The 12,158-nt window shown below is 72.7% G+C and carries 8 protein-coding genes; 5 read left to right on the forward strand and 3 right to left on the reverse strand.

The features are described 5' to 3' along the window. The first annotated feature begins 50 nt into the window (after positions 1-50). From ACFYU9_RS07310 to ACFYU9_RS07320, 3 genes are all read left to right on the forward strand, one after another. On the forward strand, positions 51-3,824 hold the full coding sequence (locus ACFYU9_RS07310) for an ABC transporter ATP-binding protein (protein ID WP_389343410.1): 3,774 nt from the start codon (positions 51-53) through the stop codon (positions 3,822-3,824). Positions 3,825-3,899: 75 nt separating this feature from the next. Then, positions 3,900-4,310, forward strand: a complete 411-nt coding sequence (locus ACFYU9_RS07315) for a hypothetical protein (RefSeq protein ID WP_389343413.1) — start codon at positions 3,900-3,902, stop codon at positions 4,308-4,310. Positions 4,311-4,397: 87 nt separating this feature from the next. After that, positions 4,398-5,849, forward strand: a complete 1,452-nt coding sequence (locus ACFYU9_RS07320) for an aminopeptidase (RefSeq protein ID WP_389206378.1) — start codon at positions 4,398-4,400, stop codon at positions 5,847-5,849. A 73-nt stretch (positions 5,850-5,922) separates the two neighbouring features. On the opposite strand, the gene ACFYU9_RS07325 is transcribed toward ACFYU9_RS07320, so the two are convergent. Both ACFYU9_RS07325 and ACFYU9_RS07330 read right to left on the reverse strand, forming a co-directional pair. Then, positions 5,923-7,596, reverse strand: a complete 1,674-nt coding sequence (locus ACFYU9_RS07325) for a glycoside hydrolase family 3 protein (RefSeq protein ID WP_389344128.1) — start codon at positions 7,594-7,596, stop codon at positions 5,923-5,925. 221 nt (positions 7,597-7,817) lie between these two features. Further along, positions 7,818-8,729, reverse strand: a complete 912-nt coding sequence (locus ACFYU9_RS07330) for a LysR family transcriptional regulator (protein ID WP_389206376.1) — start codon at positions 8,727-8,729, stop codon at positions 7,818-7,820. Positions 8,730-8,820: 91 nt separating this feature from the next. Here ACFYU9_RS07330 and ACFYU9_RS07335 point away from each other — a divergent pair, with 91 nt between their 5' ends. Further along, positions 8,821-9,756 (forward strand): EamA family transporter, encoded by a 936-nt coding sequence (locus tag ACFYU9_RS07335; protein ID WP_389343416.1) that lies wholly within the window; start codon positions 8,821-8,823, stop codon positions 9,754-9,756. Then, a complete protein-coding gene (locus tag ACFYU9_RS07340; protein ID WP_389206373.1) occupies positions 9,753-10,319 on the forward strand; it encodes an AAA family ATPase in 567 nt (188 codons plus the stop codon). The genes ACFYU9_RS07335 and ACFYU9_RS07340 overlap by 4 nt, the downstream gene beginning before the upstream one ends. A 17-nt stretch (positions 10,320-10,336) precedes the next feature. On the opposite strand, the gene ACFYU9_RS07345 is transcribed toward ACFYU9_RS07340, so the two are convergent. Continuing rightward, a complete protein-coding gene (locus ACFYU9_RS07345) occupies positions 10,337-12,079 on the reverse strand; it encodes a hypothetical protein (protein WP_389206371.1) in 1,743 nt (580 codons plus the stop codon). Positions 12,080-12,158 lie beyond the last annotated feature (79 nt).

The raw sequence follows: 12,158 nt of genomic DNA on the forward strand, positions 1-12,158 counted from the left end.
GTCGGGTGCGTTGGGCCTTCCGGTAGAGCAGGACGGACGGGAGGCGCCACGTGGCGGCGGTGGGGCAGCAGCAGACGGAGAAACGGCAGACGGAGAAACGGCAGGCGGGCTGGGCGCGCCGGCTGTGGGGGTATGCCTGGCGGTACCGGACGGACGTGGTCCTGGCGCTCGGGTCCTCGCTCGCCGGCATGGCCGTGATGGCGCTCGTCCCGCTCATCACCAAGGTCGTCATCGACGACGTCATCGGCGCGAAGACCGGATCCCTCGCCCTGTGGACGGGGCTCCTGGTCGCCTCCGCCGTCGTCGTCTACGTCCTCACGTACATACGCCGCTTCTACGGCGGCCGGCTCGCCCTCGACGTCCAGCACGACCTGCGCACCGAGATGTTCGCGACGATCACCCGGCTCGACGGCCGGCGGCAGGACGAGCTGTCGACCGGGCAGGTCGTCGGCCGCGCGACCAGCGACCTCCAGCTGATCCAGGGCCTGCTCTTCATGCTCCCGATGACGATCGGGAACGTGCTCCTCTTCCTCATATCGCTCGGCGTCATGGCCGCGCTGTCCCTCCCGCTCACCCTCGTCGCCCTCGCCGTCGCCCCCGCCCTGTGGTGGATCGCCCGCCGCAGCCGCACCCGGCTGCACCCCGCCACCTGGTACGCGCAGCAGCAGGCCGCCGCCGTCGCTGGCGTCGTCGACGGGGCCGTCACCGGCGTGCGCGTCGTGAAGGGCTTCGGGCAGGAGGCGCAGGAGACCGGGAAGATCCGGGAGGCCGGGCGGAAGCTGTTCGCCGGCCGGCTGCGCACGATCCGGCTGAACGCGAAGTACACGCCCGCGCTCCAGGCCGTCCCGGCCCTCGGCCAGGTCGCCGTGCTCGCACTCGGCGGCTGGCTGGCGTACCGAGGGCAGATCACCCTCGGCACCTTCGTCGCCTTCTCCGCCTACCTGGCCTCCCTGGTCGGCCCGGTCCGCATGCTCGCCATGGTCCTCACCGTCGGTCAGCAGGCCCGGGCCGGCGTCGAGCGGGTCCTGGAGCTGATCGACACCGAGCCGACGATGCGGGACGGCTCGAAGGAGCTCCCGGCGGACGCGCCCGCCACGGTCGAGTTCGACGACGTGTCGTTCGCGTACGAGGGCGCCAACGGCAAGACCAGCCCCGTCCTGCAGGGCTTCTCGCTGGAGATCCGGCCCGGCGAGACCGTCGCCGTCGTCGGCGCCTCCGGCTCCGGCAAGTCCACCGTCTCCCTCCTGCTGCCGCGCTTCTACGACGTGACGCACGGCGCCGTCCTCGTCGGCGGCCACGACGTCCGCGAGCTCACCCTCGACTCGCTGCGCGCCGCCGTCGGCCTCGTCCCGGAGGACAGCTTCCTGTTCTCCGACACGGTCCGCGCCAACATCGCGTACGGCGCGCCCGACGCCACGCAGGAGGAGATCGACGCCGCGGCCCGCGCCGCGCAGGCGGACCGGTTCATCGCCGAGCTGCCGAACGGCTACGACACCAAGGTCGGCGAGCACGGCCTCACCCTCTCCGGCGGCCAGCGCCAGCGCATCGCGCTCGCCCGCGCCATCCTCACCGACCCGCGCCTGCTCGTCCTCGACGACGCCACCTCCGCCGTCGACGCCAAGGTCGAGCACGAGATCCACGAGGCCCTGAAGTCGGTGATGGCGGGCCGCACCACCCTGCTGATCGCCCACCGCCGCTCCACCCTCGGCCTCGCCGACCGGATCGCCGTCCTCGACGACGGCCGGCTCGCCGACATCGGCACCCACGAGGAGCTGGAGCAGCGCTCCGCGCTCTACCGCCGCCTGCTCACCGACCCCGACGAGCTGGGCGGCGTCTCGCCCGGCCACGCCCTCCCGGCCGAGCTGCCCGAGGACCGCACGCTGCGGGCCGAGCTGGACGCCGAGTTCGACGCCGAGCGCGGCATCACGCCCACCCTGTGGGTACGCGACGAGAGCGCCGAGCCGGGCGAGCTGAAGGGCGCCGGCGCCACCCCGGAGCTGCTCGCCGCCGTCGACGCGCTGCCCGCGGCGACCGACACCCCGGCCGTCGACGAGGCCCGCGCGGTCGCGCCCGAGGAGTCGTACGGCCTGCGCCGGCTGCTCCACGGCTTCGGCCGGCCCCTCATGATCAGCCTCGCCCTCGTCGCGATCGACGCGGGCGCGGGCCTGCTGCTGCCGATCCTGATCCGGCACGGCATCGACAAGGGCGTCAACCAGCTCGCGATCGGCGCGGTCTGGGCGGCCTCCGCGCTGGCCCTGCTCACGGTCTTCGTCCAGTGGATCGCGCAGACCGCCGAGACCCGGATGACCGGCCGCACCGGCGAGCGGATCCTCTACGCGCTCCGGCTGAAGATCTTCGCCCAGCTCCAGCGGCTCGGCCTGGACTACTACGAGCGCGAGCTCACCGGCCGGATCATGACCCGGATGACCACGGACGTCGACGCCCTGTCGACGTTCCTGCAGACCGGCCTGGTCACGGCCTTCGTCTCCGTCGTCACGTTCTTCGGCATCATGGTCGCGCTCCTGGTGCTCGACCTCCAGCTCGCCCTGGTCGTCTTCACGACCCTGCCGGTCCTCGCCGTCGCCACCTACTTCTTCCGCCGCGCCAGCGTGAAGGCGTACGAGCTGGCCCGTGAGCGGGTCGGCGTGGTCAACGCCGACCTCCAGGAGTCGGTGTCGGGCCTGCGGATCGTCCAGGCGTTCCGGCGCGAGCAGGCGGGCGTGGAGCGCTTCACGGCCCGCAGCGTCGAGTACCGGGCGGCCCGCATCCGCGGCCAGTGGCTCATATCGATCTACTTCCCGTTCGTCACCCTGCTCTCCTCGGTGGCCGCCGCGGCCGTCCTGATCGCCGGCGCGCACCGCATCGAGGCGGGCACGCTCACCACCGGCGCGCTGGTCGCCTACCTGCTCTACATCGACCTGTTCTTCGCGCCCGTGCAGCAGCTCTCGCAGGTCTTCGACGGCTACCAGCAGGCCACCGTCTCGCTGAAGCGGATGCAGGAGCTCCTCCAGGAGCCCACCTCCACCGTGGCCGCCCCCGCGCCGCGGGCCGTCCCGGAGCTGCGCGGCGAGATCGCCTTCGAGGACGTGTCCTTCGCGTACGGCTCCGAGGAGGAGGCGCTCACCGGCATCGACCTGCGGATACCCGCCGGGCAGACCGTCGCCTTCGTCGGCGAGACCGGCGCCGGCAAGTCGACGCTGGTCAAGCTGGTCGCCCGGTTCTACGACCCGACGGGCGGCCGGGTCACCGCCGACGGCACCGACCTGCGCGACCTGGACCTCACCGCGTACCGGCACCGGCTCGGCGTCGTCCCGCAGGAGGCGTATCTGTTCCCCGGCACGGTCCGCGACGCCATCGCGTACGGCCGTCCGGACGCGAGCGACGCCGAGGTGGAGGCCGCGGCCCGCGCGGTCGGCGCCCACGACATGATCGCCACCCTCGACGGCGGCTACCTCCACGAGGTCGCCGAGCGCGGCCGGAACCTCTCGGCCGGCCAGCGCCAGCTGATCGCCCTGGCCCGCGCCGAGCTGGTCGACCCCGACGTGCTGCTCCTCGACGAGGCCACGGCCGCCCTCGACCTGGCCACCGAGGCCCAGGTCAACGCGGCCACGGACCGCCTTGCCGGGCGCCGCACGACCCTGGTCGTCGCCCACCGGCTCACCACGGCCGCCCGCGCCGACCGGGTCGTCGTCATGGACCACGGCAGGGTCGCCGAGGACGGCACCCACGACGAGCTGCTCGCCCTCGGCGGCCGGTACGCCACGCTGTGGCGCACCTTCATCGGCGAGGAGGAGACCCCGGTGCCGGTGGCCGAAGTGAGCTGATCGGCAACCGAACGCGCGCCCGCCGCGTCGTATGCCCGTACGGCAGGTACGGGGGCGACAGAAGGAGGGGCGCGCGTGTTCGGTGGGGTTGGGGTTCCGAGAAGACAGGCCCGGCGGCTCTCCCTGTATCTGCTCTCGCTGGCCCTCGCCGCCGCCGCCCTGGTCCTCGCCGGCCCCGGCACCGGCTCCGCCGACGCCGTCTCGGCCTGCGTCGGCCGGCCCACCCGCACCGTCGCCTTCGCCACCGGCGAGCTGCGGATCTACCGCACCCGGCAGTACGTGTGCGCGCTCGCCGTGGCCCGGCGGACCGGGCCGCCGCGCCCGATGTCGGTGTCGCTCCAGCCGCGCGGCGGCCGGCCCGCCGTCAACGCGGGGAGGTTCCGCTTCCAGGCCGGACCCGTGACCGTGCATGCCCTCAACCGCTGCGTCCGGGCCGCCGCGACCGTCGACGGCCGCGCCACCGCGACCGGCTGGATCCTGTGCTGACCCATAGGTAATGGTCAATTGGGGCTGGCGGGCCGTGCGTTGACCCGGCTAGGTTCACGACACCGTTGTGAACCAAGGGGAGGGTGAATGCGCAAGTCGCTGAGATGGGTGCTGTCGCTTTCGGTGCTCATAGGCACCGTCGGGTCGACCGGTGTGGCTACCGCCGCGGACACGGAGACCACGACGAGCAGCACGGCCGCGGCCGACTCGCAGAGCACGGACATCAAGGACCGCATCCTGGCGATCCCCGGGATGAGCCTGATCGAGGAGAAGCCGTACGCCGGCTACCGCTACTTCGTCCTCAACTACGAGCAGCCGATCGACCACCACCGCCCGTGGGCGGGCACGTTCCAGCAGCGGATCTCGATCCTCCACAAGGACACGGACCGCCCGACCGTCTTCCGCACCAGCGGCTACGGGCTCAACACCACGCCGAGCCGCACCGAGCCGACGCGGATCATCGACGGCAACCAGGTCTCCATGGAGTACCGCTTCTTCACGCCGTCCCGCCCGGCCCCGGCCGACTGGTCGAAGCTGGACATCTGGCAGGCCGCCAGCGACCAGCACCGCATCTTCACGGCGCTGAAGTCGATCTACGGCAAGAAGTGGCTGTCCACCGGCGCCTCCAAGGGCGGCATGACGGCCACCTACTACGAGCGCTTCTACCCGCGCGACATGGACGGCGTCGTCGCGTACGTGGCGCCGAACGACGTGGTCAACAACGAGGACTCGGCCTACGACCGCTTCTTCGAGACCGTCGGCACCAAGGACTGCCGCGACCGCCTGAACAACATGCAGCGCGAGGCGCTGGTGCGGCGCGAGCCGCTGGAGAAGAAGTACGAGGCGTGGGCCAAGGAGAACGGCTCCACCTTCAACACGGTCGGCTCGCTCGACAAGGCCTACGAGGCCGTCGTCCTCGACTTCGTGTGGGGCTTCTGGCAGTACTACGGCCAGGACGTCTGCGACCAGATCCCGGACGCCGCCACCGCGAGCGACGACGCCGTCTACGAGACGATCGACGCCTACTCCGGCTGGTCCGCGTACACCGACCAGGGCCTGGAGTACTACACGCCGTACTACTACCAGGCGGCCACCGAGCTGGGCTCGCCCAGCATCAAGCAGCCGCACCTGGCCGGCCTGACCCGCTACGGCTACCAGCCGGCCCGCAGCTTCGTGCCGCGCGAGATCCCGATGAAGTTCAAGCCGTGGGTCATGAAGGACGTCGACAACTGGGTCCGCCACAACGCGAACCACATGCTCTTCGTCTACGGCGGCAACGACCCGTGGGGCTCGGAGAAGTTCCGCCTCGGCAAGGGCGCGCGCGACAGCTTCGTGTACGTGGCGCCGGGCGCCAACCACGGTGCCAACGTGGCCGGCCTCGTCGACGCCGAGAAGGCCAACGCGACCGCCCGCATCCTCGCCTGGGCCGGGGTCGACGCCCCCGCCGTCCAGGCCGCCAAGCCGCTGGCCCGCTTCGACGCCCGGATCGACAAGCCGGTCGACGAGGACGCGACCCGCGAGTACGGCCTGCGCCCGTAGGACCGTTCCGCACGACACGAGCCGGGCCCCGTCCTCTCGCGGACGGGGCCCGGCTCCGTCTCATCCCGGTCCCTCAGTACGACAGGCCGTGGCCGATCGGGAAGAGCACCTTCGCCGGGTCGTCCGCGCTCTGCACGGGCACGGGCAGCCGCCCGCGCGGCACGTCCTGGCCGGCCAGCACCCGTACGGCCGCGCGCAGTTCGACGTCCGTCCAGGAGTAGGTGGCGAGCGCGGCGCGCTGACCGGTGGTGCGGGCCACGTCGTACGGGTTGCGCAGCGCGATCGTCACCACGGGCACACCGGTCGCGACGAGCCGGGCCACGAGCGTGCGCTGGGTGCTGGCCGCGCTGAGGTTGTACGTGCCGACGATGACCAGGTCCTGCCCGGCGGCGGCCGTCACCGCCTCCTCGATCCGCGCGGCGGACGGGGCGGAGCCGGTGGACAACGCCGTGGCGGCGAAGCCCAGTTCGCCCAGCGCGCCGGCGAGCGTGGCGGTCGGCGGGCCGGTGGTGCCGGACGGCGAGGCCGGGTCGGCGCCGACGACGAGCACCTTGGGATGGCTGAGCCGGCTGACCGGCAGGAATCCGCCCTCGTTGACGAGCAGCGTCGTGGTGGCCCCGGCGATCCGGTCGGCGTGCGCCAGGTGGGAGGCGGTGCCGACCCGGCGGTCGACCTCCGCGTCCGTGACGTACGGGTCCCGGAACAGGCCCAGCCTCGCCTTGAGCCGCAGGATCCGCAGGATCGATTCGTCGAGCCGGGCCTCGGTCAGCTCGCCGCCGCGCACGGCCGCGAGCACCGCGTTCCACGCCACGGCCAGGTCCGGCGGGTTGAGCAGCTGGTCCACGCCCGCCTTGAGCGCGAGGACCGGCACCCGGTCGTCGCCGTACTTCGTCCGCACGCCCTCCATGCTCAGCGAGTCCGTGACCACGACCCCGTCGTAGCCGAGCTGCTCGCGGAGGATGCCGGTGAGGATCGGCCGCGACAGCGTCGCCGGATCGCCGTTCGGGTCGAGCGCGGGCACCACGATGTGCGCCGTCATGATCGCGTCGATGCCGGCCGCCACCGCCGCGCGGAACGGCGGCGCGTCGAGCTCGGACCACCGCTCGCGGCTGTGGGTGATCACCGGCAGGCCGGTGTGGCTGTCGACCGCCGTGTCGCCGTGCCCCGGGAAGTGCTTGGCGGTCGCCGCGATCCCCGCCTGCTGATACCCCTTGACCTGCGCGGACACCAGCGCCGCCACGGCCTCGGGGTCGGCGCCGAAGGAGCGGACCCCGATCACCGGATTGGCCGGGTTGACGTTGACGTCGGCGACCGGCGCGTAGTCCTGCCGGATGCCCATCGCGGCGAGCTCCTCGCCCGCGACCTGCCCCGCCTTGCGCGCGTCGGACAGCGAGCCGCCCGCGCCCAGCGCCATCGCGCCCGGCAGCAGCGTGGCGGGCTTGCCGACCCGGGCCACGACCCCGTGCTCCTGGTCGACGGAGATCAGCAGCGGGACGGGCGTGGGCTGCGCGAGACCGGCCCGCTGGATGCCGTTGGACAGCGCGGCGATCTGGTGCGGGTCGCGGGTGTTGTGCGCCCACGCGAAGTAGATGATGCCGCCGACGTGATAGCGCTCGACCAGCTCGGCGGCGGTGCGGACGCCGATGTCCTTGAGGTTGGCGTCGATGTCGGCCTGGTCCGGCGCGGTCGCGGAGTGGCCGTACACCCGCATGACGAAGAGCTGGCCGACCTTCTCCTCCAGGGACATCCGGGAGAGGACGTCCTGGAGGTGTTGCTCAGCGGCGTGGGCCACGGGTGCGGTCACGCCGGTGACGGCGGCGGCCGCCGCGGCGGCGGTGAGGTTAAGGACGGTGCGTCGGGAGGGGGCGGGGGGCACTGGTGCTCCTTCCGTGAAGGAAACTTCCAAGGTGCCACGGATAGCCGGAAACTAACTGCCAGGTCAAGGATCCGCGCAGGAATGACGCCCCGTCACCCGGATGACGCGACCTCCGGCCACAGCTCCCCGAGCGTGCGCACCGTCTCCGTGATCGCCGGCCGGCGCGCCGCGCCCGTCCGCCACAGCGCCCGCAGCCGCCGCGTCGGGATCGGCTCCAGCCGCAGCGGCACCACCTCGGCCGGCAGCGTGCCGCGCCCGAGCCGCGGCACCAGCGCGATCCCGAGCCCGGCCGCCACCAGCGCGACCTGGGTGTGGTTCTCCTCGGCCTGGTGGGCGATCAGCGGCTCGTACCCCGTCGCCCGCAGCGTCCGCATCAGCCAGTCGTGGCACACCGTCCCCGGCGGCTGCGTGATCCACCGCTCCCGCGTCAGCTCCTCCCGGCGCACCACGGCCCGCTCCGCCAGCGGATGCCCGAGCGGCACCAGGATGTCGCACAGGTCGTCGCCGATCACCGACTGCTCCACCCCCGGCGGCACGGGCAGCGGCGCGATGTCCCAGTCGTGCGCCACGGCCAGGTCGAGCACGCCCCGCGCCACCAGGTCCACCGACAGATGCGGGTCCACCTCCGTGAGCCGGGCGTCCAGCGACGGATGGCGGCGGGCCAGGTCCGCGAGCACCCGGGGCATCAGACCGCGCGCGCCGCTCGCGAAACAGCCGATCCGCAGCCGCCCGGCCGGCAGCCCGCGCCGCTCCTCCAGACGCACCTCCGCCTCCTCCACGAGGGAGAGCAACCGCTCGGCGGTGTCGGCGAGTTGACGCGCCTCGTCGGTGAGCCGGACGCCCCGGCCCTCGCGCTCGAGAAGGGTCGTGCGGGTCTCCCGCTCCAGCTTCGCGATCTGCTGCGAGACGGCGGAGGGGGTGTAGCCGAGGGCGGTGGCGGCGGCGCCGACCGTACCGTGCACGGCGACGGCGTGCAGCGCCCGCAGACGTCCGAGATCCAGCACGTTCCCAGCCCCTTTCTGTAGCAGTGCTTCATCCAATCATGAAGGAATCCGTGCTGGTGCTACACAGTCCGGAGGGGCGATGCTCATGCTCATGCGCCCCGCCCACATCGCCCTCGCCGCCCTGGTCGCCGCCGTCTGGGGAGTGAACTTCGTCGTCATCTCGATCGGCCTCGACCACTTCCCGCCGCTGCTCTTCTCCGCCCTCCGCTTCCTCGTCGCCGCCCTGCCCGCCGTCTTCTTCGTCGGCCGCCCGAAGGTCGCCTGGAAGTGGATCGCCGGAGTGGGACTCGCCCTCGGCGTCGCCAAGTTCGGCCTGCTCTTCACCGGCATGAGCCTGGGCGCCCCGGCCGGCCTCTCCTCCCTCGTCCTGCAGATCCAGGCGGTCTTCACGGCCCTCTTCGCCTTCCTCGCCCTCGGCGAACGCCCCGGCCGCACCAAGCTGCTCGGCATGGGCGTCGCCCTCGCCGGCATCGCCGTCGCCGCCGTCGACGAGACCTCCGCCCACGGCGGCACCTCCGGCGCCCTCACCGGCTTCGCCCTCGTCATCGCCGCCGCCGTCTGCTGGGGCGTCTCCAACGTCCTCACCCGCAAGGCCGCTCCGCCGGACCCGCTCAACTTCATGGTCTGGGTCAGCACCGTCCCCGTCCTCCCGCTGCTCGGCCTCTCCCTGCTGATCGAAGGCCCCGAGAAGGACCTCGACGCCCTGCGCGCCCTCGACTGGACCGGCGCCGGCGTCATCGTCTACGTCGCCTGGATCACCACCGTCTTCGGCTTCGGCGCCTGGGGCTGGCTGCTCCGCCGCCACCCGGCCTCCTCCGTCGCCCCGTTCTCCCTCCTCGTCCCCGTCTTCGGCATGTCCTCGGCCGCGCTCTTCCTCGGCGAGCCGGTGAGCCCGCTGCGCTGGTGCGCGGCGGCGCTGCTGGTCGGGGGAGTGGGGCTGACCTCGCTCGATATCCGGAGGCGGGAGCGGGGCGCGGCCGGTACGGTGCGGTCGGAACCCCTCCTCGCGGCGAACGAGAGCGCATGACCTTCGAGACCTTCGCGAACATCGACGTCGACAGCCCCGGACCCGCCCCCGGCACCGTCCTGCTGGCCGGCATCCCCGGCAGCGGCAAGTCCACCGTCGCGGCGGCCCTCGCGGCCCGCTTCGGGCGCGCCGCGCACATCGAGGTCGACCACCTCCAGGAGCTGATCGTCGCCGGCGGCCACTGGCCGAGCCCGGACGGCGACGACCCCGAGGCCGACCGGCAGATCCTGCTGCGGGCCCGCAACGCCTGCCTCCTGGCCGGCAGTTTCGCCGCGGCCGGCTTCCTCCCGGTCCTCGACGACGTCGTGGTCCGCCGCTCCCACCTCGACTTCTACCGGGCACGGGCGGCGGCCGCACCACTGCACTTCGTCGTCCTCGCGCCCGGCCCGGACAAGGCCTGGGAACGCAACAACGCCCGCCACAAGCGGCTCACGACCAACTGGGCCTTCCTCGACGAGGCGATGCGCGCCGAGCTGACCGGGGAGGGCGTCTGGATCGACAACGCGGAGCAGACGGTGGAGGAGACGGTGGACGCGGTGCTGGCGGCGACGGACCTGGCCTGAACCGCCTCCGGGGCCCGTCAGCCGACCCGCGTACGGACGGTGACGGAGTTGTTGACCCGGTTCGGGTCCTCGGTGGTGCTCGTGACCTTCGCCGTGTCGGTGACGGTGGTGCCCGCGTTCGCCCGGACCGTGACGGTGATCGTCGCGGTCCGGCTCCTGTTCGCACCGAGGACGCCCAGCTTGCACGTCACCGTGTCCGTCGAGCCGGTCGGCGGCACGACGCAGCTGCCCTGGGTCGAGCTCGCGCTGACGAACTCGCCTTCGGCGGGCAGCGAGTCGTCGAAGGTGACGTTCTCGGCGGCCGAGGGGCCGTTGTTCTTCACCGTCACGGTGTAGGTGAGGTTGCCGTTGGCGGCCACGGGGTTGGGGGAGGCCTTGAGGGCGATGGCGACGTCGGCGCTGGGGCGGGAGGTGACGAGGTTGTGGTAGTCGCCCGCGTCGAGGGCGCCCACGCCGTCGAGGAACCGGGTGCAGGGCGCGGTCTGCCCGACCGCGCAGACCTTGACCGGCACGGTGCTGCTCGTGGTGTCGCCGCTGCCCAGCTGGCCCCTGCTGTTGTCGCCCCAACTGCGGACCGTGCCGTCGGTGCGCAGCGCCAGGCTGTGCTGGAAACCGCCGGAGACGGTGGCGATGCCGGTCAGGAAGGAGGAGCAGGGGGCGGACGTCCCGGGTGCGCAGACCTGCACCGGGGTGCTCTTGCTGGCGTGCGTGCCGTCGCCCAGCTCGCCTTCGGCGTTGTATCCCCAGCTGCGTACGGTGCCGTCGGTCCGTGCCGCCAGGCTGTGGGAACCACCGGCGCTGATCGACTTCACCCCGGTGAGCCCGCTGACCTGGACCGGGACGATCCTGCCGGTGGCGGTGCCGTCGCCCAGCTGGCCGCTGCTGTTCTCACCCCAGCTGCGGACCGTGCCGTCGGCCTCCAGCGCCAGTGAGTGGAAGGCGCCCGCGGAGACGCGGGTCACGCCGTCGAGAAAACTGCTGCACGGCGCGGTCTGTCCTGGGGCGCAGACCTGCACGGGGAAGTCGCTCGACGTCGTCGTGCCGTCTCCCAGCTCCCCTTCGGCGTTGCTTCCCCAGCTGCGTACGGTCCCGTCGGTCAGCACCGCGAGGCCGTGGCGGTAGCCCGCGGCCATGTCGATCACGTCGATCAGGTTGGTGACGACGGGCACGGTGCGCATGTTGCCGTCGGTGCCGTCGCCCAGCTGGCCATAGGTGTTGTCGCCCCAGGCGACGAGAGAGCCGTCCGCCCGCAGGGCCAGGTTGTAGTGGATGCCCGCGGAGATGGCCATGACACCGGTGAGGAAGCTGCCACACGGCGCGCTCGCTCCGACGGCGCACACCTGGACGGGGGTGGTGCTGTTGTTGAACGTGCCGTTGCCCAGCTGGCCGTAGCCGTTGTACCCCCAGGTCCAGACGGTGCCGTCCGCGCGCAGCGCGATGCTGTGTACCCCGTCCCCGTCCACAGCCACCACTTGGTCGAGCGGCGAGGAGCACGGGGCGGCACCGCACACGCGGACCGGGGCGGTGGCCTTCAGGCTCGTGGCGCCGTCGCCGAGCTGGCCCAGGTCGTTGAGCCCCCAGGCGAGCGCGGTGCCGGGCCCGGCGGTCTGCCGGTCCGCGGCGCGCTCGCCCGGCGTCTGCACGGCCTGCGCCGCTGCCGGGGTGTAGCCGATGGCCAGCAACGCCGCCGCACCGATGGCCGCGAGCCGACGCCGTACGGATCCGGTCCTGCGCGGCGGCGACAGGGGGCTTGCTCTCATGGTCACCTCTCGGTTCGGGGCCTTCGAGAGGAAGCCTTCGGGCGTGTGACCCCACACGCCAGTCACGCAGGGCAACCGG

The sequence above is a fragment of the Streptomyces sp. NPDC004327 genome (assembly GCF_042873935.1).
Lineage (GTDB): Bacteria > Actinomycetota > Actinomycetes > Streptomycetales > Streptomycetaceae > Streptomyces.

Coding starts and splice junctions, on each gene's coding strand:
- ACFYU9_RS07320 (WP_389206378.1), top strand. CDS start 4,398: ATGCGCAAGTCGCTGAGATGGGTGCTGTCGCTTTCGGTGCTCATAGGC.
- ACFYU9_RS07345 (WP_389206371.1), bottom strand. CDS start 12,079: ATGAGAGCAAGCCCCCTGTCGCCGCCGCGCAGGACCGGATCCGTACGG.
- ACFYU9_RS07335 (WP_389343416.1), top strand. CDS start 8,821: ATGCGCCCCGCCCACATCGCCCTCGCCGCCCTGGTCGCCGCCGTCTGG.
- ACFYU9_RS07340 (WP_389206373.1), top strand. CDS start 9,753: ATGACCTTCGAGACCTTCGCGAACATCGACGTCGACAGCCCCGGACCC.
- ACFYU9_RS07325 (WP_389344128.1), bottom strand. CDS start 7,596: ATGTCCCTGGAGGAGAAGGTCGGCCAGCTCTTCGTCATGCGGGTGTAC.